Source organism: Gaetbulibacter sp. PBL-D1 (assembly GCF_050509525.1).
Taxonomy (GTDB): Bacteria; Bacteroidota; Bacteroidia; order Flavobacteriales; family Flavobacteriaceae; genus Gaetbulibacter_B; species Gaetbulibacter_B jejuensis.
This window is the reverse complement of the sequence record NZ_JBNWKB010000002.1, coordinates 203982-230031: the sequence shown is the minus strand read 5'-3', so window position 1 is coordinate 230031 and position 26050 is coordinate 203982. Positions and strand designations below refer to the sequence as shown.

The window sequence follows — 26050 nt, the reverse complement described above, 5'->3', positions numbered from 1 at the left end:
CAGAAAACATCTAATATGCTTTTCGTTTGAATTTATTTGACCTTTCATTACAACTCAACGGTTTTCCTATTAAAAAGGCAAGAGCTGTTTTAAAAGCTGTTCAACAACAAAATGATAACGAATTTAAGGCTTACATTGAACAAGAAAAACAAAACATTGTTAGCTATCATTTAAAGCATAATCCCTTTTACAAGAATTTATCTAAAAACATTACCGTTGAAGACTGGAATTCAATTCCTGTAATGACTAAAAGTGATTTGCAGCAACCCTTAGAGCAAAGGCTCTCAAACGGTTTTAGTAAAGGTAATGTATACATTAATAAAACTTCTGGTTCTTCTGGAGACCCTTTTGTGTTTGCTAAAGATAAATTCTCACATGCATTAACATGGGCTGTTATTCAAAATCGATTTGGATGGTTTGGTTTAGACTTCAACAAGTCCAAGCAAGCGCGTTTTTATGGTATTCCATTAGATAAAAAAGGGTATTATAAAGAACGATTTAAAGACTGGTTAGGGCATCGTTATCGGTTTTCGGTTTTTGATTTAAGTGATGGTGCTTTTGAAAACTTCCTTAAAAAATTTAAAACATCCTCCTTTGATTACATTAACGGTTACACGAGTTCAATTGTTCAGTTTGCAAAGTTTTTAGAGCGAAAACAGTTGGTTTTAACTACAGTTTGTCCAAGTTTAAAGGCTTGCGTTGTAACTTCTGAAATGCTTTTTGAAGATGATAAAACACTTATGGAAACGCAGTTCGGTGTTCCTGTAATTAACGAATATGGCGCTTCTGAATTAGATTTAATTGCTTTTGAAAATAAAAACAACCAATGGCAGGTTAATAGTGAAACCTTGTTTGTTGAAATTTTAGATGAAGAAAACAACATATTACCAAACGGAAATGAAGGCAGAATAGTCATTACCTCATTATACAACAAAGCACATCCTTTTATTCGCTATGATATTGGAGATATTGGCATCCTTTCAAAAGAAAGCACAGCTAAAACACCTATTTTAAAACAACTTATTGGAAGAACCAATGACATTGCGATTTTACCAAGTGGTAAAAAAGCTGCAGGATTAACTTTTTACTACATCACCAAAAGTATTATTGAAAATGATGGTAATGTAAAAGAATTCATTATTGAGCAATTGCAACGTGATACTTTTAAAGTTATTTACGTAAGTAAAACCATTTTATCAGCTAAAAAAGAAGCGATAATTAAAGTAGAAATGGAGACTTATCTTGAAAAAGGGCTTCATATTATTTTTGAACGACAAGACGTTTTAAACCGCACAAAAAGTGGTAAATTGAAACAGTTTTCGTCATTTGTAAAACATAACACATGAACATTACCATAGTTGCTGGCGCACGACCTAATTTTATGAAAATAGCTCCAATTCTTGAGGCTTTAAAACAAAAACAAACCCAAGGTTTTAATATAAATTTTCGTTTAGTGCATACAGGTCAACATTACGATAAAAATTTAAGCGATACGTTTTTTGAAGAATTAAACATCCCTTTTCCTGATGTTAATCTTGAGGTAAAAAGTGGCTCACAGGCTGAACAAACTGCAGGAATAATGATTGGTTTTGAAAAAGAACTAGCACAACACCCTTGTGACCTCGTAATAGTTGTTGGTGATGTTACCTCAACAATGGCTTGTACTATTGTTGCCAAAAAAGCTGGTATTGATGTTGCGCATGTTGAAGCTGGAATTCGATCGGGTGATATGGCAATGCCTGAAGAAATAAATAGAATAGTAACTGATAGTTTAACCGATTATTTTTTCACTACCTCAACAATAGCTAATGACAATCTTAAAAACTTAGGTGTAAAAAATGAGCAGATTTATTTTGTAGGCAATGTGATGATTGATACGCTTAGAAAAAACGAATCGCGCTTAAAACAACCCAACATTTGGAACGAGCTAGGTTTAAAAAACCAACAATATCTTGTGATAACGCTACATAGACCAAGTAATGTTGATGAAGAGCAACAATTAAAATCAATCATTACCCAAATTGTAACTCTAGGAAAAGACTATCCAATTGTATTTCCTGTTCATCCAAGAACAAAAAAGCTATTGGAAGGTCTCAATTTAAACTTTGAAAACTTGCACTATATAAGTCCTTTAGGGTATTTGGAATTTAATTACTTAGTGAAACATGCTTTGGGAGTATTAACAGATTCTGGAGGAATAACCGAAGAAACTACAGTTATGAATATCCCTTGTATTACGCTTCGCGAAAACACTGAGCGACCTGAAACCTGTGATATTGGAACTAATGTGTTGGTTGGCAGTGACTCTAAAAAAATTGAAACTGCGTTTAAAGCCCTATTGTCTAACAACTGGAAACAAGGGCAAATTCCTGAACTTTGGGATGGGAATGCAGCACAGCGAATTGCAAATCATATCATTGAAATTTATAATTTATAGTGTCAGATATTCTTATCATAACAAGTTATTTTCCACCTGAGACAGGAGCTGCTTCTAATAGAATTTTTCATTTGGCAAATGGCTTAGAACAGCATCATTTTAATGTTTCGGTAATCACACCTTTACCTAATTATCCTAAAGGAAAAATTTTTGACGCGTATAAAGGTAAATTCAGGCATACTTCAACCGAAAACAATATCAAAATTCATCGTTTATGGATTTATGCAAGCAACTCTAAAAACAAGATTCTACGTTTATTTGCAATGCTATCGTATAGCTTTAGCTTAATCTGGTTTTTTATAAGCAATAAAATCCCAAACAAAGTTATTGTACAGTCTCCTCCTTTACTTGTTGCGTTTACATGTATGTTCTTTTTGCGTCGAAAAAAGAGAAAACTCATTTTAAACGTAAGCGATTTATGGCCTATTGCAGGCTTAGAATTAGGAGCTTTTAAAAAGAATTTTAGTTATAGAATTTTGGAACGAATTGAGCATTTCAACTATAAGAAAGCCGATTTAGTTTTAGGCCAAAGCAATGAGATTTTAAAGCATGTTACGTCTTTATGTCCTAGTAAAAATGTTTTCCTTTATAGAAACTTTCCTGATTTTAATCCTCCAACAATTGAAGAGGCTGTTTCTAATGAAAAAATAAAAGTGGTTTATGCTGGTTTGCTTGGGATAGCCCAAGGTATTTATAAATTATGTGAACATCTAGATTATAGCAATATTGAGTTTCATATTTATGGTGCAGGAGCTGAAAAAGAAAAGATTAAAACTTTTATTTCAAAAAAACCTCACTTGCCAATAATCTATCATGGAGAAATATCGAGAGAGTTGCTTCATAAAGAGCTTTTAAAATACGATTTAACCATTATTCCTTTACTTAATAGGATTTATGGGTCAGTGCCTTCCAAAATATTTGAATATGCTCGCTTAGGGTTTCCTATGGTTTATTTTGGTGGTGGTGAAGGCGAAACTGTTATAAGAAACTATAACTTGGGTTGGGTAGCAGAATCTAGTAATTATAAAGATTTAAACTCTGTTCTAAACAAGATTAAAAAAGAAGATTTGACAATCGCTTCTAAAACAATAATCCAAAAAACAGCATTACAGCATTTTAATTTTAATAAGCAATTAAATGAATTAATAACTATAGTTTAATAGGCTTTTTCTTCACCTTGAACTGCATTCATAAAGGTTTTGAAAATAATTTTAAGGTCTAAGAAAATAGACCAGTTTTCAATATAGAAAATATCATATTTAACTCTACCGATAATATCTTTATCTGTTTCTACTTCTCCTCTAAATCCGCTTATTTGTGCTAAACCTGTAATACCTGGTTTCACAAAATGACGAACCATAAATTTGTCAACCTTCTTTGCATACATGTCTGTATGGCTAACCATATGTGGTCTTGGTCCAACTACTGACATGTCTCCAAACAACACGTTAAAAAACTGAGGTAATTCATCAATACTAGTTTTACGTATAAAGCGTCCTACCTTTGTTACTCTCATGTCATTTTTTGTTGCCTGTTGTAAATGAGCATCTTTATTAGGCATCATAGACCTAAATTTATAGCAGTCAAATTCAGTGTAGTTAAATCCATTTCTAGATTGTTTGAAAAAAACAGGTCCTCTAGATTCTAGCTTAATAAGTATCGCTATTATTGGCGTTAACCAAGACAGGATAAATATTATTACTAAGCCTGAAAAAACAATATCGAAAATACGCTTTACCACCATATTAATAGAATCTTCCAAAGGAATATTTCTTAATGAAAGAATCGGGATGTAATCATAATATTCATACTTCAATTTTTTTGAATAAATTTCTTTGTTATCCGGTAAAAACTTTAAAATTTTCAAGTTGTTATCTGCAAAATCTATTACTTCTCCTATCTGGTTATTAGTCAATTCTGAAATTGAGCAATATATTTCATCTACACCTTCTTCGAGAATAAAATTGAAATATTTCTCAAGACTTACTTCTTTTTTTTCTTTAAAAGAGAACGTTCTTTTGTGAACATATCCGTACTCAGGGTTTTTGTTGAAAAAATTTTCTAAAGCCAAGGTTTTTTTGTTGACTCCAAAAATCACTGTTTTTCTATAATTTCCTCCAAAAGCTGTTCGATACTTTTGTAGTAAATAGTATATAGCAAATTTAAAAATCGTAACAAGCAAAAAAACCGTAAACGTGTAACTAACAACCAGTTTAGGTTTAATGTTCAATTCATTGTTATATCCTGAAAACGCGAGCATAATCAAAAAAAACAAAACAAGTTGCCTGATAATTAATGACAGTATTGTCACCTCTCTAGTATACCTATAAACATCATAGAATTTTGAAGAAATAGATAGTATTACCCATGACAACGATATAACAACAATAAACACATTGGGATCAATAATATTTTTGAAAAAGTAAAATACCGCCAACCCATTTACTATACTTAAGTCAATTAAGTAAGAAATTGGTCTTAAATACCCTGAATATCTTCCTTGTTTAAACGTGCTCAAATTATAGTTTTATGTGTTTTGAAAAATCTTTGTGTTCACTTTTATAGAGTTCTTCTTCAGTGAGACCTTTAAAATAATCAAAAGTTAGTTTCATTCCCTCGTCTCTACCTACTTTTGGTTCCCAACCTAATACTTTTTTTGCTAATTCTATATTGGGTTGTCTTTGGAGCGGGTCGTCTTGAGGTAATGGTTTATAAATTATTTTTTGATTTGTTCCTGTCAGTTTTATTATCTCCTCAGCAAAATCTTTAATTGAAATTTCATTAGGATTGCCAATATTTACAGGATATACGTAATCGCTAAATAATAGTTTATAAATTCCTTCAACCTGGTCATCTACATAACAAAATGAACGTGTTTGAAAACCATCTCCAAAAACTGTTAAATCTTCACCTCTTAATGCTTGTCCTATAAAAGCAGGTATTACTCTTCCATCATTTAATCTCATTCTTGGTCCATAGGTGTTAAATATCCTTACAATACGCGTTTCTAAACCATGAAATCTATGATATGCCATTGTTATAGATTCTTGAAAACGTTTAGCTTCATCATAAACACCTCTTGGACCTATTGTGTTAACGTTTCCATAGTAACCTTCAGATTGTGGATGCACTAATGGGTCTCCATAGACTTCAGAAGTTGACGCAATTAATATTCTTGCGTTTTTAGCTTTAGCTAATCCAAGAAGGTTATGTGTTCCTAAAGAACCTACTTTTAAAGTCTGTATTGGGATTTTTAAATAATCTATTGGGCTTGCTGGTGATGCAAAATGAAGAATATAATCTAACTCACCTGACACATGTACAAACTTAGAAACATCATGATGATAGAACTCAAAATGTTCTAGAGGAAATAAATGCTCTATATTTTTTAAGTCCCCAGTTATAAGATTATCAATTCCTATAACGTGAAATCCTTCGTTTATAAATTTATCACAGAGATGCGAACCAAGAAATCCTGCAGCTCCTGTTATTAATATTCTTTTCATAAATTATTTAACAGTAACTCTGCCAATTGAGTTATAGTAAAACCCTTCTCCTTTCATTTCATGAATATCATATAGATTTCTACCATCAAAAATAACAGGGCTATTCATGTTTTTTTTAAGCTTATTAAAATCTGGTGTTCTAAATATACTCCATTCTGTACAGATAATCAATGCATCTACATCTTTTGTTGCATCATACATGTTATTTGCATAATTTAAAGTGTCTCCAAACTTTCTTTTAATATTAGGCATCGCTTCTGGGTCAAAAACATTAAGCTTTGCTCCTCCAGCAAGAAGTTTTTCCATCATGTAAATAGAAGGTGCTTCTCTAATATCATCAGTTTCTGGTTTAAATGCTAATCCCCAAACAGCAAAAGTTTTACCGTTTATATCATTATTATAATATGATTCTATCTTAGGTATTAAGATTGTTTTTTGGGTATTGTTAACACTAATAACCGAATTAAGAATATCAAATGTGTAATCACTATCCTTCCCTGACTTATGAAGTGCTTTAACGTCTTTTGGAAAACAAGAGCCACCATAACCTATTCCAGGAAAAAGGAATCGCTTACCAATTCTAGAGTCGGTTCCCATACCACGTCTCACCATATCAACATCTGCTCCAACTTTTTCACAGAAATTGGCAATTTCGTTCATAAAAGTAATTTTAGTAGCCAAGAACGAGTTAGCAGCATATTTAGTAAGCTCAGCAGACTTTTCGTCCATTACTATAATAGGGTTTCCAGATCTAACAAAAGGTTTATAGAGCTTTTGCATTAAAGCTGTTGCTCTTTCAGAGCTTGACCCAATTACAATACGCTCAGGTTTTAAAAAGTCATCAACTGCAAAGCCTTCTCTTAAAAACTCTGGGTTTGATACTACATCAAAGTCAACGTTAGTTTCTTTTGCGATAACCTCAGTCACCTTATCAGCTGTACCAACAGGTACTGTACTTTTATCTACTATAACTTTGTACTCTTTTATAAGTTTTCCTATATCTTTTGCTGCACCCAATACATATGAAAGATCTGCAGAACCGTCTTCATCTTCAGGAGTTGGTAATGCTAAAAAGATAATGTCTCCATGCTCAATACCTTCTTCTAGTGAAGTTGAAAACTTAAGTCTTTGGGCTTTTATATTACGATCAAAAAGCACGTCTAAATGCGGTTCATAGATTGGAACTATACCCTTTTGCATTTGTTTTACTTTTTCTTCATTTATGTCTATACAAAGAACTTCGTTACCTGTCTCTGCCAAACATGTTCCTGTAACTAAGCCGACGTATCCTGTTCCTATTACTGATATTTTCATTTAGTTTCTTTAAATAGGTTGTAAATCATTAAATTCGGTTTTCACACAAAAAGACTCTCTAATAATCAATAAGTATATAACAACATTAGAATATGTGAAAAAATTTCCAGCAATAAAAATAATACTAATTAATACCAAAAGAAATAAAGCAGGTATTTTTTCTATCTTAAAATTTAAAAATGCTTTTAGGTATGAATAGATATAAATTATTGCTCCAAGTATACCGAAGAAGAAAATAAGATCAATAAATCCCATTTCAGATTTTAATGAAAAATCATTTACACCTCCAAATAAATAATTCACAGCTCCCCAATTCATCTGAATATAAGGTAAGGTATCATTAATAAAACTATAATTTCGATAAGATAAAAATGTAGTCAAAAAACCATCGCTCACTCTAATACGATTAAAAATTCCAAATTGGAAAAAACTTAAATATCCGAAAATTATTAGTGCTATTAATCCAATAGAAACAAGAACGATTTCTTGTTTTTTCTTTGTAAACACTATTAAATAATAAAGAATTATAATAAACAGAGAGAAATAAATAGTTTTTGTTCCAATCAATAAACTGCCAATCAATATAAAAACACCAATAGGCTTAAAGAAAAGCTTCTGCTTATACGCATTTAAAAAATAAAAAAGAGAAATAACATATATGTAGGAACTAGTAGAGGAATTCACTAAAAACCCATTATATCCAAATCTATCTCCATTATATGTTTTAAAAAAAGAAATACTAAAAATAAAACCCAAAAAAACAAATATCGTGTTAAAAGCAATAACTTTCTCAAAGATTTTAAACAATTTATTTTTATGTTTTTGATGAAGTGGTTTTTCTTTGAAATAAAATAATAACAACAAAGGAAATATATACTTTAAAAAAAAAACTATAATACTAAATTCGAATGGACTCTTAGTAAATAACTGTCCTAATATAAAACTAGAAAATACAGCAAAAATTAAATATTTTGCTTTAATATCTTTAGCTTTAAACAACGAAAATACTAAATAACATAAAACTATTAGTTTTGTAAATTTTTGTATCTCTAGATCAACATTAAAATAATATTTATAAACTTTGCTTATGCTTTCAGTTGAGAAAAACAACATTAGTAATAGCGATGCTAAATGATTATTTAAAAATATAATGCCCCTATTACTTTTCATTTCTAAATTTTAAAATCTTAGCTGGCACTCCACCCACTATAGCATAATCGGGCACATCCTTTGTTACAACAGCCCCTGCCGCTACAACAACATGGTTGCCAATATTACAACCAGCTGTAATTATAACATTGGCACCTAGCCAAACATCGTTACCTATTCTGGTTTCAAAACAATTCTTACCTTGCTTCTGAATAGGTATGGTTATTAAATCAAACTTATGATTTCGAGAATAAATTTTTACATCTGGCCCCATAATTACATTATCTCCTATATAGACATTAGCCTGTATTAAACAGTTAGTGCCAAGTTCAGAATAATTGCCCAAATAAGCCTTAGGCGAAATCTCTGCGCCCTTTTTTACTCTTGGCTTGTGTCCACACTTTTCAAGAAAATTTTTCACTAAGAAACTTCTAATCCTAGGAAAAAACAATGCATAGGGTCTGAAATCTTCTGGAGTTTGCTTAAAAAACAGTGTGTACATTAAAAATTGTACTTTACGTTTTAGAGATATAGGGTCTTTTTTCATTATAAATTACTGCTTTATTTATGTTAAAAAACATTGCAAAAAATGTTATACCCATGTTCCTAACTAAAAGGTTTTCTGTCATTGAAATACAAATTATAAAAATAATCAATAATAGTTGTTTATAACATGAAGGTTTTATCGCCTCATAACAATTAAATATTAAAAAAAACATAAACACAGACAGCCCAAAAATTCCTAATTCAATTAAATAATTTAAATATTGATTATGCGCATTATATTTTTTTTCATAAGAAAAAATCAAGTTGTTTTCAAGGTAACCTCTTTTAAGGGTCAATATTTCTGATCCTGTTCCATGGCCAAAAATGGGTTCTTTCAAAATTTCACTTAATGCGACTTGCCACCTTGCCATCCTAGAATCGGAAATAAGTTTTTTGGTAGTATTACTGTTTCCTATATTTTTAGACAAATCCCAAACAACACCTCTCTCCCATTTCTTAACAAAATATGTGTCTTTTAATAAATAAATTGTCCCTATAACAGCGGTAACCAAACTAACAAAAAAAACAATTTTCTGTCTTTTATTCTTTAACTTTATAAAAAAGTAAAATATAAAATATATTAATCCCGAGATAAATATTACTCTGCTATTAAGAAAGATTAAACTTATAATAGTAACTATATAAAAAACTGTTTTTAGTCTCTTTTTCAGCTTAAAATTACTAAACTCTAACATTGCAGAATTGGTTAAAATGTAAAACCCCAAATAAGTTGGGTGTGAATCGTGAAGAGGCAACACAAACTTCTGAGTAGTATACCTATAGCTAAAAAGAGCTCTTAATGTGAAGTCTCCTGATTTTGTATAGTTGAATAATACATTAAGCAATAAGTATAAACACGTCAAAATTAAGCCAATTGTCAACCCAAGTAATAGTGTGTTTTGAATTTTTTTGATATTTAACTTTGACCTAAAACCTAAAGCTAAAGGAATAATAAGAAACGTTGAGATTCTTCCTAAAAAAATTAAACCTTTGTTTACATTTTCAGAATAAATAACACCTATTAAATATGCGACAAACAATATTGATGTTGATGTTAAAAAAAAGTTTGTGTTAAAAAAAAAGTCTGTATCTACCTTATAAAAAATTATAATGATAGACAGTGCCAAAAAAATATTACTCGCCGGTAAATGAAAGGGTAAGAAAAAGGCAAAAAGAAAGAATGGTACAAGTAAATATTTATCCAACTTCTGTGCTAAAATTTTCATTTATTATATTTGATTCTAAAAGTTAAAAATTTAAAAACAGATATTATTATTAACATAATATAAAATGTTAAATCAAAATATCCGGTATGAATGCACATAAGAGTATTTATTGTAAGTAAAGAATATAAAGTCAAAATAAATGGATCCTTTCTCTTCTTCATTAATTTCTTTACATATTCTATTATAGATCCTATTAAAAAAAACCCTAAAAAAACTAAAAAATAACCACCATCAATAAACAAAGCTCCTTGTAAAGTAGGAGTTATACTCCAAGGCTTTCCGTTAGGCATTTTTCTCGCTCCAACTATCTCACCAACAATGTTTCTTACACCCAGTTGACTCCCTGGCAAAAGGGTTTTAAAGTTTGCCATTGCTAATCCCAAATAATATGGTTCTTTCTCTGTTTTATCTATAATAACCTTAACCATTTGCTGATCAAATCTAAATAAAGCCAAAGTTGGCACAAACTGTTTAAGTATGGGTTTATCATTAAAATACTCTACGTTCATGTTTTTGTAATACCTTGAAAGATTGTATTTTAATCCTACTCTAAAAGAAGATATATAGGACATTGCTAGAATAATAATTAAAAAAACTAAAAGATTCTTTTTAGTAAAAATATTCTTATATCTATTTTGAAAATCATTTCGAATAGTAAAAAATAAAATTGCTATTCCTCCATTCAAAATTATTAAAGGAGATCTATATCCTAATGATATTATAAAAAGAGACTGTAGCAATATAAATCCTATATATTTTAATTTAAATCTGTTATTCTTTAAAAGCTTTTCTGCAAAAAATATTAATGAAGCAATTATACCAGAATAAACGATTACATTTGTTATAGCAAACGTCCCAAACCTTTTGGTTGCCGACAAAATTAAAATTCCTCCATTTAAATAATGAGTGAGTGAAATCAATAGAAAACTAAACAGGTTAATTGTAATGAATAAAATATAAATAATTTGAGGTTTGAATACGCCTTTTGTATTGTAATTAAATTTAAATTTAACCTCTCTAATCAGCATTACGCCAAAAACAAAACCTAGAAAGCCTAAAAGAAAAACAAGAAATAATTTACCATTATCTAAAGCAAAAGCATAAAACGGGAAATTTATTATACCAACTAAATTAACCACAAAGAATATAAACAAAAAAATTCTTAAGTATGGTAAAGGTTTTATTAAAACATTATCATTCATAGTAAAAATACAAACAAACAAAAGTATACAACAAAACACAAAATATAAGTATTAAAAATGAAATTATTTCTAATCTCAAACATGTACCCCTCCCAAAAAGACCCTTTATTTGGAGTCTTTGTTAAAAATTTTAAAAATGAGTTAGAAAAACAAGGCGTAAACTTTGTAAAGTTAAGTTTAATAAAAGGGAAATCTAATTCAAGTATAATAAAATCTCTACGCTATTTCAAACACTATTTTAATTGCATAACCAACTATTTATCTGGTGATTATGATTTGATTTATGTCCACTACTTAACACATCATATACCTATATTATATTTATTTAATTTAAGTAAGAAAAAAATAGTCATAAACTCTCACGGAAGCGATATTATAAATATCCAAAAGCATCCAATGCTAAATTTATACGCAATAAAAATTCTAAAAAAATCGCATTTAACGATAGTTCCTACGTCTTACTTCAAGGAAAAGGTACTTGAATATTATCCGTTTTTGAATCCAAAAAAAATCTTTGTTTCACCATCAGCAGGCATTGAGTCTAATAAGTTTTACTTCAAAGGAAACAAAGATTTTACAAAGAACTCTATTACAATAGGTTTTGTTTCAAGATTTATAGAGGAAAAAGGGTGGAAAACTTTTTTAGAGGCCTTAGTAATCTTAAAGCGTTCTGGTATCCCCTTTAATGCTATAATGGCAGGAAAAGGGCCAGATGAATCTAAAATCTTAGATTATATATCTAAACACAAGTTAGAAACTCATTTAGAATTTCTTGGACTGGTTAAACAAGAGCGCTTAATAGATATTTATAACGATTTAGATCTTTATATTTTCCCAACTTATAGAGAGGCTGAAAGTCTTGGGTTAACTGGTTTAGAGGCCATGTCTTGCGGGACTGCTGTTGCTTCTTGTAACGTGTCTGGTCCTACCACCTATATTAAACACAATCTAAATGGTTTTTTATTTCCGCCCAAAGCAACTGATGCTTTAGTTGAAATTATCACACACTATTACCACTTAACTGAAGAGGAAAAAAGAAACCTGTCTAGAGAAGCTCTAAAAACAGCAAAAGAATATGACAGTAAAATCGTGAGCGAAAAACTCTTAAAGAAATTAAAAGAAATAACCATTTAGTAAATTTTTTTTCTAATGTAAATTACACTCACTATATTCCAAAAAGCTAAACTTGCTGCAGTAGCGGTAGCAACCCCATTTATTCCATATTTGCTTACTAAAAGTAAATTTAATGAGATATTAATAATCAAAGCTATGAATAGAATATTTTGAAAAACATTCTGTCTACCTGTCATCTGTAAAATAGAGCCAACTGGACCACAAATTGCATTAAATAATTGACCTATACATAATATTATTAATGCTGTTGCACCTAACCTAAATTCTTCACCAAAAAATCTTAAAATAATATCTTTGAATAAAAATATACCTATAACTACTATAATCGATATAATTAAATTAATTAGTGTAGAAAACTTAACCAATTTTTTGAATAATACCATGTTGTTATCATGAAAAGCCGAAGACAACTTTGGTGCTAATATAGAATCAATAGCCTGAAAAGTAAAGCTAGTTATTGCTGCTATTTTTAAAATTACACTATAAACTCCAACAATACTACTTTCTCTGTAAATTCCCAAAATTATAGTGTCGGACCACCCTAAGAAAACTATCATAGATGCCGAAAAAAGCATTGGCAGAGATTTTAGAACAAACGTCTTAGAGTCATAATTCGTTCGCTTAGAGAATGGAAACAAATACTTAAAAACATAAAAAAGTGAAATTAGAAATAACACAAGTATACCTAGCGTATGCGCTTTGACACTAGACTCAGGTGCCGAATGCCCAAAGAAAATCATAACTCCTAAAAAGAGAAGTGTAAAAACGAACCGACCTCCATTAAATAAAAAAGAATATAATGCATTTTTTTTTAACCCTCTAAACACACCTGCATTTAAAAGTATAAATGTAAAAAACATGATACAAGGGGCTGTCCACTTTAAAAATAAAGCTAAGTCTTGGTCACCAAAAATAGCTGTACTAATTACATCTGAAAGCATATAAACTACAAGGGATACTACACACGTTATCCAAAAAACAAATGGAAATATTCTGAAATAAATCCCCCTTGCATTATCAAAATTGTTATTAATCGCAAAAATCTTTACAAAATGTGTATCAACCCCAAGTCGACAGAACAAGGCTCCTATAATCATAAAAGAAAAACTCAAGGCTAATCGTCCTTGAGTTTCTGCTCCATAAAGTTTTACTGTATAGAAAATAAAAATATAACCTGCTATAAACCCTAATATTCTGATAAATAAGGCAACTAAACCTTTTTTCATAATTTCAGAAAGGTCTTTATTTGCTATTGTTTTTAATGCTTTTTCTTTCAACTAATTTTATTTTATCTGTTTTTCTTCTGTTATCCATATAGGGTTTCCAATAATCCCTCTATATTTATCTTTATCATATAAAAAAAGTTTGGTTTTTTTATAATCTTTTATGAGTGTATTGAGTTGAATTGTCAATTCATTTTCTTTTACCTTATTTAATAACACATTAAAACGATCATAAGAAATCCTATCAACTTTACTTCGTTCTGAAACAAGATCTTTTGAACTTTCTTTTGGATAAATATGAATTCCAAGCCTATATTTCTCTAGATTATTATGGGAAGTAGATGCTGCATCAAAAAATAATTTTAACTCATATCCCAATTTATTCTGAGTTATTTCAATATTATCTAAGATAATTTCTTCATTTAATTGTTTTTGTTCAGTTTCAATTCTTAAATTTTTTTTATCATTTAGATTTTTCATCTTAAATTTCAATTTTTTCGTATTAAAGTCTGGTATAAGTTCATCTTTAATTACATTTGAAAGATGTATTGAAACTTTACTTGATCCTCTATAATTAAGATGGTTTGGATCATTAAAATCTAATTTAGTTAATGATAGTTCCTTCCAATAATTATTATAATCAAGAAAAGGAACCTTTAGTTTATTCAAATATTCTGCTATCGCATTTTGATACTCTCTATATTTAATATTATACTGTTCACTGTATGATGGGGCACTACAAAAAATAAAAGGGACACCCGCCTTTCTAAATTGTTTAATTACTTGGTTTATTAAATCTTTTTCAACATCAGTTAGATTCTTTTTACTTAGCTTTTTATGCTTACTATTTAATTTGTTCTGTTTATTTTGGAATTTGTTCCAAACCTCATTACTAAATGTAGTTGTTGATGTATAAAACCCTTTTGAGTAAAATAATTCCTTTAAATCCGCCTTTTTATAATAACTAGACTGAACTAATAAATTGTGATTTCTAATAATTGTTGACAGATTTAAAATATTTTCAAAGCCATATATATCTCCAAATGCCTTAAATTTAGCCCAAGACATTTCGACATTGTCTAGTGCTTCATATTGCAAGTTTTTTGAATGTTTATTTAAGTTTGTCCCAAGGCTCATTTCAAAAATATCAACTACAGCTAACTTAAGTTTTTCTTTTTTCAAAACCATATCTACCATAGGAATTGTAGCCGTAAATCGTTGTGCGGGAGTCCCAAAATTAAAACTGTTAAGACCAGTTATTGAATCAATTATTATTGGATTAAGCGTCGATTGTACATGTGAACTACCAAAAAAAGCCACATCCACTTGACCCTTTAGTTTATTATATTCTTCTTTCGCATAAGAGCTTTTTGTAGGTCGTTTAAAAGAAGAATCAAAAAAGGTCAGAATTATAATTACTATAAATAACAAAAAACAGCTTTTTAACAGAATTTTATTCATAACATTAAAATTGAAAATAAATAAACTCTTTGGGTGCCGTGTCTCCATAAACCCCAAAAATTATTAAAGTAAAAACGATTATTAAATAAACGGTCCACCTAAAAACAATAGGTTGAGCTGCCAATTGTTTAGTAAAACTAATTTTTTGATGAGTCCACTCAAAGATTACCAAAATGGTAATGGCAAAAAAGGCTGTCCAAAATTCTTGGGCATTTAATCCTAATTCGTAAAAATTAAGTACTTGAGACCATTGTAGCTTTAGACCATTTTCTATAATTGTAAATGCATCTTTTAAACTATTTGCTCTAAAAAACACCCATGCAATACACACTATGCTGAAAGTAATTGTTATGTAAAACAGTTTGCGCGATACCGTATTGGTTTGAAAGCCTAATTTTTGAGCAATGGTTTTACGTTGTTTTGATAGTGCTTTTTCAACAACAATAATGACACCATGAATAGCACCCCAAATAATAAAAGTCATGGCAGCACCATGCCATAAGCCACTAACTAAAAATACTAAAAACAGATTTCGGTAGGTTTTAAATTTACCATCACGACTTCCCCCTAAAGGTATGTACACATAATCTCTAAACCAGGTAGAAAGCGATATATGCCAACGTCTCCAGAATTCGGTTATTGATTTTGATAGATACGGACTTCTAAAGTTTTTCATCAAATCAAACCCCATAGTACGTCCTACGCCAATAGCAATATCTGAATAGCCTGAAAAATCACAATAAATTTGAAATGCAAATAAAACCGTAGCTAATATAATTTCATAGCCATAATAGGCATCAGGGTTGTTATAGACCTGATTAACCAATACCGAAACCCTATCTGCAACAACCATTTTTTTAAATAACCCAAATGCCATTAACAACAAACCCGACTTTACTTGATTGTAGTTAAATTTATAGGTTTTATAAAACTGCGGTAATAAATGCGAAGCCCTTTCTATAGGCCCTGCTACTAATTGCGGGAAAAAGGCTACAAACGTGAAAAATGAAAGAGCATCTTTTGTGGGCTCTAATTGCTTTCTATAAATATCAATCGTATAGCTTAATGTTTGAAAGGTATAAAAACTAATTCCTACCGGTAAAATAATATTTAATGTAGATACCTCTAACTCCTTACCAAATAAGCGAAACGAATCGACAAAAGTTTCTATAAAAAAGTTAGCATATTTAAAATAGCATAAAAATCCTAAATTAACTACTAAAGATACTAATAACAGTGTTTTCTTTTTCTTACCTCCTTGAGCTTTTGGTATGGCTTGCCCAATACTAAAATCAATTAAAGAACTTATAAATATAAGAAACAAAAAGCGCCAATCCCACCATCCATAAAATACATAGCTAGCTACCAGCAATAAGCAATTTCTAGCAATTTTATTTTGAGCTACTAACCAATACAGTACAAATACTATTGGAAAAAAAACGGCAAAATCTAAAGAGTTAAATAGCATGCTTAAGTAGTATACTAAACAATCATCCCAGCAGCAACCGTCTCATTAGTAGCATCATCTACCAAAATAATGCTTCCTGTTGTACGGTTTTCTCTATAAGCATCAATCATTAATGGCTTTGTAGTGCGTATTTTAACTTTTGCAATATCATTCATTGCTAAATCACTATCTTCACTGTTACGCTCTAAAGTATTGATATCATACTTGTAAACCACTTCTTTAATCATCGCCTTTTGATCGTTTGAGGTGTGTTTAATAGTATACTTTGCTCTAGGCTTAGCGGGACTATTATTTAACCAACACAACATCACCTCAATGTCTTGAGAAGGCTCTGGTTTATTGTTTGAACGCACAATCATATCACCACGACTAATGTCTATATCGTCTTCTAAGGTAATAGAAACTGACATTGGTGCATAAGCTTCTTCTAATTCTTTATCATGAAGGTTAATGCTTTTTATTTTAGAAGTAAAGCCTGAAGGCATCACAGTAACCTCATCCCCTTTTCTTAAAATGCCACTTGCTACACGACCTGCATAACCTCTATAATCTATAAAACCTTCACGTTGTGGTCTTATTACAGTTTGTACAGGAAAACGTCCATCTACTTTATTAATATCACTACTAATATGCATAGTTTCTAAAGTATGTAGCATTGGTGCTCCTTGATACCAAGGCATATTTTCTGATTTATTTACTACATTATCTCCTAACAGTGCCGACATTGGTATAAAACGAACGTCTTTTACTAACATTTTTGAAGACACTTCTTCAAACTCCGATACAATGTTGTTAAAAACCTCTTCAGAAAAATCAACCAAATCCATTTTGTTTACACAAACAATAATGTGTGGTATTTGCAATAGCGACGCTATAAAAGCATGACGTTTAGTTTGCTCGATTACACCATGTCTTGCATCAATTAGAATAGTCGCTACGTTAGCTGTTGATGCTCCAGTAACCATATTACGTGTATACTGTATGTGTCCTGGTGTATCTGCAATAATAAATTTACGCTTTGGTGTTGTAAAATATCTGTAAGCAACATCAATAGTAATACCTTGCTCTCTTTCGTCTCTTAAACCATCTGTAAATAGTGCTAAATCTACACCTTCATGACCTTTTTTCTTACTTGTATTTTCAATAGCTTCAAGCTGGTCTTCAAAAATAGATTTAGAATCGTATAGCAAACGCCCTATTAATGTACTTTTTCCATCATCTACACTTCCTGCAGTTGTAAAACGTAATAATTGATTGTTGTCTAACATGTTATTCTTTATATGAGATGCCAAGTGTAATTGGCATGACAGTTAATTTTTTATTTAATTTTGATTAAAAGTATCCTTGACGCTTACGGTCTTCCATAGCAGATTCTGATCGCTTATCGTCACTTCTGTTTCCACGCTCGGTATTTCTCATACCAGCAACTTCAGCAGCAATTTTCTCTAATGTATCAGCATCAGATTCTACACCACCAGTAATAGTAATATCACCTAACGTTCTAAAACGTATCTTTTTAGTCACTACTTCTTCATGATCTTCTAATACTAAAAATTCAGAATTTGGAATCCATGAGTCTTGTCGCCAAACGACTTCGCGTTCATGTGCAAAGTATAATGATGGAATAGCAATATTCTCGCGTTTTATGTAGTTCCAAACATCCATTTCTGTCCAGTTACTTATAGGGAATGCTCTAAAGTGTTCACCTTCAAAATGCTTTCCGTTGAAGATATTCCACAGTTCTGGTCGTTGATTTTTAGGATCCCATTGTCCAAAATCATCTCTATGAGAGAAGAAACGCTCTTTTGCTCTTGCTTTTTCTTCGTCACGACGTCCACCACCAATAGCACAATCAATCTTATTTGCTTCAATAGCATCAAGAAGTGTTGTAATTTGAAGTGCATTACGCGTAGCATTTTTCCCTTTTTCTTCAGCAACACGACCTTCGTCTATAGATTCTTGTACAGAACCAACAATAAGTTGCGCGCCTAATTCTTTAATAATGTCATCTCTAAACTGAATGGTTTCTGGGAAATTGTGACCAGTGTCAACATGCATTAATGGAAATGGTATTTTAGCAGGATAAAATGCTTTTTTGGCTAAATGTGTTACCAAGATAGAATCTTTTCCTCCTGAAAATAAAATTACTGGGTTTTCAAATTGTGCCCAAACTTCACGTAAAACAAAAATTGCTTCACTTTCTAACTCATCTAAATAATTTAAATAATACTTACTCATTATTTATTTTTTTCTTCAAATAATATATCTCTAACTTTAAAATCACCTAATCTTCCGGAACCTTTCCAATCTTTTCTTTTGTATATGTAGACCCAAATACTATCAAAATAAGTCATGTCTTTTATAACTCTTTCCATAACAATGTACTTACTTTGTCCAATTTCTATCAAATCAGGACTAAAAGACATGTTTTTAGGTTCCAATAAAGTCTTATCAAAAATTCGAAATCCTACACTATAATTTAATACAGTCTCTTTTGTAGTGTTTTCATTTAATTTAAAAACAAGACCAATTATACTATCATGCCTTTTCTGAATACCAAAGCCTTCAACTTTATATGAATCTGTGAACTGTTCATTTATCTTCCTGTAATCTATGAGTGTTTCTTGAAAATCCTTTGCTTTCTTATCAACTACCTGTTTAGCGGAAGAATCACTTACATTGTTTGATTTGTTTTTGTTATATGATTCACAACCAAAAAAAGCTAATAATACTATTAAAATAATTAATTTTCTTGTCATAGTTTTTGAATTACATATTCTACAATACGCTGCGCTGAAGATTCTATTGATTCGCTTTCTGTTTTTATTTCAATATCAGGATTTTCTGGCGCTTCATAAGGCGCTGAAATTCCTGTCATGTTTTTTATTTCTCCTGCACGTGCTTTTTTATATAGTCCTTTTACATCACGTCTTTCACATTCTTCAACACTTGTATTAACGAATATTTCGATAAAGTTAACATCTTTAACGATACTTTTTATGTTCTCTCGGTCTTTTTTGTAAGGTGACACAAAAGCTGCAAGTGTTACTATACCTGCATTAACCATTAAGTTGGCTATTTCAGCAATTCTACGGATATTTTCAGTTCTATCTTCTGGAACAAAGGTTAAGTCTTTATTAATTCCTTTTCTTATGTTATCACCATCTAACATATAGGTCCTTACACCTTGTTGGAATAGCTTTTGTTCTACTAAATTAGCAATTGTAGATTTACCCGAACCCGAAAGCCCTGTAAACCATAACAAAAAAGAGTTGTGTCCGTTTAACTTTCGTCTATCATCTATAGATATTTGATAATTGTATGGGATAATGTTTTCCTCCATTTTATTTATTGTTTCTTTTACTTAATCCAAAATCTATATTATACCACACGCGCTCATGTAAATAGTAAAGTATCATTTTAGTTACCACCTCAGCAAAACCAATTTGTAATGCTGAAAGTGGGTTGCCAGAAATAATCCACGCTAATGTCATTGTATCTATTGTTCCTATAAACCGCCAAGTAATTGTTTTAGCTATATGTCGTTTTCTACTTTCAAGAAGAACACCGTCCTTCGATAAATTAATTTTGTACCAAACACGTTCGTGTAAATAGTATAATACAGATTTGGTAGTGACTTCTGCAAACCCTATTTTAAGTCCTGCTAAAGGATCTCCTGTAATTATCCAAGAAAGAATTATTGTATCTATTGTTCCAACAACCCTCCATGTTATGGTTTTGGCTATATGTCTTTTATAGGATACATCTGCCATTTATTTGCTAACTAAAAAATAACTGTTTAATAGGTTTTCTTTATTGTATGCTAATGGTTTATTTGTTTCTTTTGAAATAACTTGTAATCCAACAGCATTACAAATGGCTTGTCCTGCTGCAGTGTCCCATTCCATTGTAGGTGCATATCGTGGATATACATCGGCATTTCCTTCGGCAACTAAACAGAATTTTAAGGAGCTTCCTTTTGATACTATTTCAACCTCTTTACCATCTGCTTTCAAACTTTCTACAAAATCTAAAGTGTCTTGATTCATATGCGAACGACTACCAACAACCTGAACGTTATTGGTGTTGTTTTGTTTAGGCTGTAAGGGTTCGGCTAAATCCAATATGGTTTCAACAGTAACATCATGAGACTCTAAATCGACCTTAAAGGCTTCGTTATTTTCTACATTGGCAAAATAAATAGTTTTCACTGCAGGTACATAAATAACTCCTAAAACAGGCTTACCATTTGTTACTAGTGCAATGTTTACAGTAAATTCTCCATTACGTTTTATAAACTCTTTAGTGCCATCTACTGGATCTACAACCCAGCATGTTTCCCATGTTTTTCTAACAGCATAATCTGTTTGTTTGTTTTCTTCAGAAATAATTGGAATTTCCGTAGGAATCAGGTACGAATTAATGACATCATTAGCTTTCTTATCAGCTTCGGTTAAAGGTGACTTATCATCTTTTATTTCTACATCAAAAGCTGAATTATACACTTGCATAATTACTTTTCCTGCCTCTAATGAGGCTTTGACAGCTGTTTCTAAAAATCTATTCATCTTTTTACCAGCTAAATACTTTTCTGTAAATATTTATGAGGTTTTTGTTTTCGTGCTCCCAAGAAAGCTCATTTAAAACTCTATTGTAACCGTAAGTTCCCATTTTTTCTCTTTGTTCTTGATCATCTAGGAGTTCTATTATCTTTTCTGCAAAATCTATAGGGTCTGTATTTTTTGCATAAAGAGATGCCTCTTTGGCAGAAAACTTTCCTTCTTTTAATGTATATTGAACGATTGGCTTCTTCAAAGCCATATATTCCATGATTTTATTCATGGTTGACAAATCATTCATCGCTGTTGGTTTATCTGGGTTTACACAAACATCAGCAGTGTTTAAGACCTGTAACATTGTTTTATCATCTACACGACCGTAAAAATCAAAATGGCCTGATAAATTCATTTTTTCGCAGAGTTCTTTTATTTCTTCCAAATGTGTTCCTCCGCCAACAATACCAAAGTGAACATCGTCTCTTTTAGTTAAAATATGTTTTGCAGATTCTAATAGTAAATCCAGCCCTTCCTGTTCACCTATAACTCCTATATAACCAATTAAATATTTTCTTCCTTTCTTTAATTGATTTACCGAATCTATTAGTTTTAGGCGTTCTAACTTTGGTCCACTTCTAACAACTTGAACTTTTTCAGGATCCATTTTACCTCTTTCAATAGCTATTTTTTTATAGGATTCATTTGTAGCTATTGAAAAATTTGCTGTTTTAAAAGTTAATTTTTCGAAAAGCAGCATTAGTTTATAGAAAAGCCCTTTCTTCTCAAATTTAGAAATATAAAGCTCTGGATTAATGTCGTGATGATCAAAAACATACTTAACACCAAAAGGTTTAAAAACCAAAGCTGTTAGGAATATTAAATCTGGAGGATTACAACCATGAATGACATGAAACCGCTTCTTGAAAAATATTTTCCAGCTAAGGATAAACTCCCAGAAAATTGCTTGAGAGTATTCTACGGCATAGCCCAAAGCGCCTTTTCCTTCCTTTAAAGGGTGTCTATAAATCTCTATATCCTCTATAACTTCGTAGCTCTTTTCATAACCCTTCATTTTAGGGCAAATTATAGAAACTTTAGCTCCGTGCTCCTTAAGTGTTGTAGCTTCTTGCCAAACACGCCTATCGAATGGTGCAGGAAGGTTTTCTATGACTACAAGTATGTGTTTACCAGCAAATTCCAATGTAATTGTCTTTTGAGGTTTTTTCTTTATCTACTCTTACCAAATCTATAATTATTTTATCTGAAGGAATTGATGGTAGTAATTTACCGAACTCTTTGGCATTGTTTCCTATTACTAAAACATCTGATGCGTCAATTACATCTTGTACGTCTTCTTTTAGTAATTTATAAATGTGAGGTATATGGCTATTAATATATTCTTTGTTTTTACCCAAAAGCGATGATAAATGTACATTACTATCATAAACACTTAAATTGTAGCCTTTACCAATTAGTGTTTCTATTACTGTAACAATAGGGCTTTCTCTTAAATCATCTGTACCAGACTTAAACGCAAACCCTAAAAACCCTACTTTTTTCTTACCTGTATTGTAAATAAGATCCAATCCTCTATCAATTTGATAAAAATTACTTTTCATTAAACTCGATAACAAAGGGGTTTTTAAATCTAAAGATTTTGCTATTTGAGTTAATCCTCTAACATCTTTTGGTAAACAAGATCCTCCAAAAGCAAATCCTGGCTTGAGATAATATGAGGATAAATTAAGCTTCGTGTCTTTTGCTACGATATCCATTACTACATGTCCATCGACATTATTTTCCTTACAGATATTTCCAATTTCGTTAGCAAATGCAATTTTCATAGCATGAAAATTATTATTTGCATACTTAATCATTTCTGCCTCTTCTGGCTTTATATAATAGAGAGGAGCGTCTATATTAGCATATAGGCTTGTCATAACTTTGTTACTTTCTTCACTATTGGTGCCTATTACTGTATATGGAGGGTTTACAAAATCGTACATTGCTGTTCCCTCTCTTAAAAACTCAGGGTTAGAGACTACTCCAAATCCTTGATTATGTTTTTTCCCAGAAATATCTTCAATAATTTCTTTACAGGTTTGTAAAGTCCCAACTTTTACCGTACTTCTTATAACAACCGTATGGTAAGTGTCTTTTGTTTTAATAGCTTCTGCTATTTGTTTAGCTACTTCATAGATATAAGCTAAATTTATTGCTCCATTAGATAAACTTGGAGTACCTACACAAATAAACGAAATATCAGTATCTACAACTGCTTGTTTATAATCTCTAGTGGCTGATAGTAAGCCCTTATCGACAGATTTTTTTATTTGTTCCTCTAACCCTTCTTCAATGATTGTTGATTTTCCATTATTAACTAAATCTACTTTCGTGTTTTCAACATCAACACCAATAACTTTATGGCCATCTCTAGAAAAGCAGGCACTACAAACTACTCCAACGTAGCCTAAACCAAATACACTTATATTCATTATTTATATACTATATAATTTAATATTCTTGTTATATTATCTTTAACTGTTTTTTTTTCCTTTTTTGTTGAGCTATGCAAAGTTAAGGTTTCTTTTAGTCTTATTCTATTCCCATCAAAAAGGTAACCTGTATTAAGGGGTTCGCCTTTGGAAAGTTTTTTAATTAATTCTTCACAGTCTTCTCCTAGGGCTATACTAAGTTCCTTTATTGTGCCTTCAGAATTGTTTACTAAATCTTCGTACTTTACCACTCCTACTTTGTGTTTTCTTCTTTTAAGAATACCAACACAAATTTGACATAAAATATTAACAATTAAATAATATAGGTTCGACATCAAAAAACCTTTACTTGGCTGTTCTAAGTTTTTTTTCTGAAAAGACCTGACTACTTTTACAGGGTCTTTTTTAAGATAAATATACTTTATATCAAACCTTTCTTTATCTAAGTATGTTGAAATATTAAGTGCTCTAGTTGGATACTTTGAGGACTCTATCAAAACTCTTTCTTGAGTTACAAATTCTAAAGTTTCGTATTGTTTTTTTAAAGCGTCTACGTATTCGGTATCATTGTTACGAAGTGTCGATTTAAAAAAAGCAGAATGATACTCGTTTTGCTCTGATTGCTTATGCAAAGCTTTAAAATCTGTAATGCTTAATTGGTTCTTGTAAGCATTCCAAAATAAAAAAACTTTAGACGTTTTGTCTCTTTTAGGAGGTATACCATTGCGCTTATAAAACCTATTAATCTCTCCAAGACTAATGCCATCCTTTATGTTACCAAACATTATATCCAACAAAGTTGTTCCACTTCGTCCTGCTCCAATTATATAGATTAATGTTTTTTTCATTTGCTTAAAGTAGAAATAAGGCCTGCAAAATTATCATTAATATAAACTAAATCAAGGGTTTTGTTTAAAAATTACCTAAAAAACTTATTTTTATTTCATAATTAAATTTTTTAAACTCATTCTCCAATCATTAATTTCAAAATTAAGTGTGCTCTGTATTTTACTTGTCTCTAAAACACTAAACATTGGTCTTTTTGCTTTTGTTTTATAGTTTTCAGAAGTTATTGATTGTAAGTTTATTTGAATTTTTTTTTGCTTAAAAATTTCTTGAGCAAATCCAAACCAACTTGTTTCTCCTTTGTTACTAAAATGGTACATACCATAGTTATTGCTATCTTCTTTTATCACTTTTAGAATTACCTCAGCTAGGTCCTTAGCATAGGTTGGAGACCCTATTTGATCATTGACCACATTCAATTCCTGTCTTTGTTTTGAAAGACGCAACATGGTTTTCATAAAGTTATTTCCATATTCAGAATACAACCATGAGGTTCTAAATATAAAATACGTATCTAAAAGCTCCTTTATGTATTGTTCTCCTTGTAATTTTGAAGCACCATAAACATTTATTGGATTTGGTGCGTCTGTTTCTGTATAAGGTGTGTTTTTTAAACCGTCAAAAACAAAGTCTGTAGAGACATGTATTAGTGATGTGTTATAGTCTTTTGACAGTATAGCTAAGTGTTTTACGCCTTCAGCGTTTACAGCAAACGCTTTCTCTTTTTCGTCTTCGGCTAAATCGACAGCTGTATAAGCTGCACAATTAATACAATAATTAAAATGGTGTTTTTCAAAAAATGCTTTAATGCTATTGAAACTAGTAATGTCTAATTCTTTTGAAGACTTAAAAATAAAGTTTAATTCCTCAAAATTTAAAGAAAGTTCTTCGATACATTTCCCTAGTTGGCCATTAGCACCAGTAACCAAAACGCTTTTTTTCATTTAAAAAAAGTGTTAGAAGTTGGTAATATTTTATCTTTTTCAGATATAATTAATTCATCTTCGGGGAAACCCCAATTAATACCAATTGAAGGGTCATTAAAAATAAGCCCTCTTTCAGAATCTTTATGGTAATAATTATCGCACTTGTAGCTAAATATTGTATCGTCTTCTAAAACCAAAAACCCATGTGCAAATCCTCTTGGAACAAACAGCTGTTTTTTATTTTCTTCGGTTAATTCAACAGAGAAGTATTGCTTAAATGTTGGAGAATTGCGTCTAAGATCAACACAAACGTCTAAAACTTTGCCTTTAATAACTCTTACTAGTTTTGCTTGTTCATAATCTCCTACTTGAAAATGCAAGCCTCTTAAAACACCTCTAGAAGATTTAGATTGATTGTCTTGTACAAAATTTACATCTAACCCAGTTAGTTTTTTAAAGGTGCTAGTATTAAAACTCTCATAAAAATAGCCTCTTTGATCCTCAAAAACAGTTGGACTAAAAACATATACTCCTTTTAAATACGTTTCCTCTGCTTTCATT

The 26050-nt window shown here is 30.7% G+C and carries 25 protein-coding genes; 4 read left to right on the top strand and 21 right to left on the bottom strand.

Translation table 11 applies throughout. The annotated features are described in order from the left end of the window. Positions 1-26 precede the first annotated feature (26 nt). From ACQ0RB_RS02990 to ACQ0RB_RS02980, 3 genes are read left to right on the top strand one after another with little or no spacing between them, the layout of a single operon-like run. Positions 27-1346 carry a phenylacetate--CoA ligase family protein gene (locus ACQ0RB_RS02990; protein WP_430496388.1) on the top strand — a complete coding sequence of 440 codons (1320 nt, stop codon included), beginning with the start codon at positions 27-29 and terminating at the stop codon, positions 1344-1346. Beyond that, on the top strand, positions 1343-2437 hold the full coding sequence (wecB, locus tag ACQ0RB_RS02985; RefSeq protein ID WP_430496386.1) for a non-hydrolyzing UDP-N-acetylglucosamine 2-epimerase: 1095 nt from the start codon (positions 1343-1345) through the stop codon (positions 2435-2437). The genes ACQ0RB_RS02990 and wecB overlap by 4 nt, the downstream gene beginning before the upstream one ends. Continuing rightward, on the top strand, positions 2437-3597 hold the full coding sequence (locus ACQ0RB_RS02980; protein WP_430496384.1) for a glycosyltransferase family 4 protein: 1161 nt from the start codon (positions 2437-2439) through the stop codon (positions 3595-3597). Before wecB ends, ACQ0RB_RS02980 begins: the two co-directional genes overlap by 1 nt. On the opposite strand, the gene ACQ0RB_RS02975 is transcribed toward ACQ0RB_RS02980, so the two are convergent. Genes ACQ0RB_RS02975 through ACQ0RB_RS02945 form a run of 7 tightly spaced genes read right to left on the bottom strand, consistent with a single transcriptional unit; the run spans position 3594 to position 11380 of the window. Then, positions 3594-4955 (bottom strand): undecaprenyl-phosphate glucose phosphotransferase, encoded by a 1362-nt coding sequence (locus ACQ0RB_RS02975; protein ID WP_430496382.1) that lies wholly within the window; start codon positions 4953-4955, stop codon positions 3594-3596. The genes ACQ0RB_RS02980 and ACQ0RB_RS02975 overlap by 4 nt on opposite strands. Before the next feature lies 1 nt (position 4956). Next, positions 4957-5943, bottom strand: coding sequence for a UDP-glucuronic acid decarboxylase family protein (locus ACQ0RB_RS02970; protein ID WP_430496380.1), 987 nt, complete (start codon positions 5941-5943; stop codon positions 4957-4959). A 3-nt stretch (positions 5944-5946) separates the two neighbouring features. Further along, the gene (locus ACQ0RB_RS02965; RefSeq protein ID WP_430496378.1) at positions 5947-7257 is read right to left on the bottom strand and encodes a UDP-glucose dehydrogenase family protein; all 1311 of its coding nucleotides are present in this window, start codon (positions 7255-7257) and stop codon (positions 5947-5949) included. A 9-nt stretch (positions 7258-7266) separates the two neighbouring features. Beyond that, the gene (locus tag ACQ0RB_RS02960) at positions 7267-8427 is read right to left on the bottom strand and encodes a hypothetical protein (protein ID WP_430496376.1); all 1161 of its coding nucleotides are present in this window, start codon (positions 8425-8427) and stop codon (positions 7267-7269) included. Beyond that, entirely contained in the window at positions 8417-8953 is a 537-nt protein-coding gene (locus ACQ0RB_RS02955; protein ID WP_430496374.1) for an acyltransferase, read from the bottom strand. Before ACQ0RB_RS02955 ends, ACQ0RB_RS02960 begins: the two co-directional genes overlap by 11 nt. After that, positions 8922-10178: an O-antigen ligase family protein gene (locus tag ACQ0RB_RS02950; protein ID WP_430496372.1), complete on the bottom strand. Its 1257-nt coding sequence runs from the start codon at positions 10176-10178 to the stop codon at positions 8922-8924. The genes ACQ0RB_RS02955 and ACQ0RB_RS02950 overlap by 32 nt, the downstream gene beginning before the upstream one ends. Further along, on the bottom strand, positions 10175-11380 hold the full coding sequence (locus ACQ0RB_RS02945) for an O-antigen polymerase (RefSeq protein ID WP_430496370.1): 1206 nt from the start codon (positions 11378-11380) through the stop codon (positions 10175-10177). Before ACQ0RB_RS02945 ends, ACQ0RB_RS02950 begins: the two co-directional genes overlap by 4 nt. 396 nt (positions 11381-11776) lie before the next feature. Between ACQ0RB_RS02945 and ACQ0RB_RS02940 the strand changes: the two genes are divergently transcribed. Then, the gene (locus ACQ0RB_RS02940) at positions 11777-12514 is read left to right on the top strand and encodes a glycosyltransferase family 4 protein (protein WP_430496368.1); all 738 of its coding nucleotides are present in this window, start codon (positions 11777-11779) and stop codon (positions 12512-12514) included. On the opposite strand, the gene ACQ0RB_RS02935 is transcribed toward ACQ0RB_RS02940, so the two are convergent. From ACQ0RB_RS02935 to rfbC, 14 genes are all read right to left on the bottom strand, one after another. Then, a complete protein-coding gene (locus ACQ0RB_RS02935) occupies positions 12511-13791 on the bottom strand; it encodes a flippase (protein WP_430496366.1) in 1281 nt (426 codons plus the stop codon). The two genes, ACQ0RB_RS02940 and ACQ0RB_RS02935, sit on opposite strands and share 4 nt — an antisense overlap. A 6-nt stretch (positions 13792-13797) precedes the next feature. Continuing rightward, entirely contained in the window at positions 13798-15198 is a 1401-nt protein-coding gene (locus ACQ0RB_RS02930; RefSeq protein ID WP_430496364.1) for a hypothetical protein, read from the bottom strand. A gap of 4 nt (positions 15199-15202) precedes the next feature. Continuing rightward, positions 15203-16666, bottom strand: a complete 1464-nt coding sequence (locus ACQ0RB_RS02925) for an MBOAT family O-acyltransferase (RefSeq protein ID WP_430496363.1) — start codon at positions 16664-16666, stop codon at positions 15203-15205. 14 nt (positions 16667-16680) lie between these two features. Next, positions 16681-17934 (bottom strand): sulfate adenylyltransferase subunit CysN, encoded by a 1254-nt coding sequence (gene cysN / locus ACQ0RB_RS02920; protein WP_430496362.1) that lies wholly within the window; start codon positions 17932-17934, stop codon positions 16681-16683. Positions 17935-17998: 64 nt separating this feature from the next. Further along, positions 17999-18904, bottom strand: a complete 906-nt coding sequence (gene cysD, locus ACQ0RB_RS02915) for a sulfate adenylyltransferase subunit CysD (protein ID WP_131506372.1) — start codon at positions 18902-18904, stop codon at positions 17999-18001. Next, entirely contained in the window at positions 18904-19425 is a 522-nt protein-coding gene (locus ACQ0RB_RS02910) for a hypothetical protein (protein WP_430496360.1), read from the bottom strand. Before ACQ0RB_RS02910 ends, cysD begins: the two co-directional genes overlap by 1 nt. Further along, positions 19422-20009, bottom strand: a complete 588-nt coding sequence (gene cysC, locus ACQ0RB_RS02905; protein WP_430496358.1) for an adenylyl-sulfate kinase — start codon at positions 20007-20009, stop codon at positions 19422-19424. Before cysC ends, ACQ0RB_RS02910 begins: the two co-directional genes overlap by 4 nt. Before the next feature lies 1 nt (position 20010). Next, positions 20011-20439, bottom strand: coding sequence for a DUF2061 domain-containing protein (locus tag ACQ0RB_RS02900; RefSeq protein ID WP_430496356.1), 429 nt, complete (start codon positions 20437-20439; stop codon positions 20011-20013). Next, positions 20440-21234: a 3'(2'),5'-bisphosphate nucleotidase CysQ gene (gene cysQ, locus ACQ0RB_RS02895; protein WP_430496354.1), complete on the bottom strand. Its 795-nt coding sequence runs from the start codon at positions 21232-21234 to the stop codon at positions 20440-20442. It lies immediately after the preceding gene. Between the two features lie 4 nt (positions 21235-21238). Next, positions 21239-22423, bottom strand: a complete 1185-nt coding sequence (locus ACQ0RB_RS02890; protein WP_430496352.1) for a glycosyltransferase family 4 protein — start codon at positions 22421-22423, stop codon at positions 21239-21241. Beyond that, entirely contained in the window at positions 22407-23717 is a 1311-nt protein-coding gene (locus ACQ0RB_RS02885) for a UDP-glucose dehydrogenase family protein (RefSeq protein ID WP_430496350.1), read from the bottom strand. The genes ACQ0RB_RS02890 and ACQ0RB_RS02885 overlap by 17 nt, the downstream gene beginning before the upstream one ends. After that, complete coding sequence (locus tag ACQ0RB_RS02880; protein WP_430496348.1) at positions 23717-24565, bottom strand: sulfotransferase; 849 nt, start codon at positions 24563-24565, stop codon at positions 23717-23719. The genes ACQ0RB_RS02885 and ACQ0RB_RS02880 overlap by 1 nt, the downstream gene beginning before the upstream one ends. Before the next feature lie 90 nt (positions 24566-24655). Further along, positions 24656-25507, bottom strand: a complete 852-nt coding sequence (gene rfbD, locus ACQ0RB_RS02875; protein WP_430496346.1) for a dTDP-4-dehydrorhamnose reductase — start codon at positions 25505-25507, stop codon at positions 24656-24658. After that, on the bottom strand, positions 25504-26049 hold the full coding sequence (rfbC, locus tag ACQ0RB_RS02870; RefSeq protein ID WP_430496344.1) for a dTDP-4-dehydrorhamnose 3,5-epimerase: 546 nt from the start codon (positions 26047-26049) through the stop codon (positions 25504-25506). The genes rfbD and rfbC overlap by 4 nt, the downstream gene beginning before the upstream one ends. Between the last annotated feature and the right edge of the window lies 1 nt (position 26050).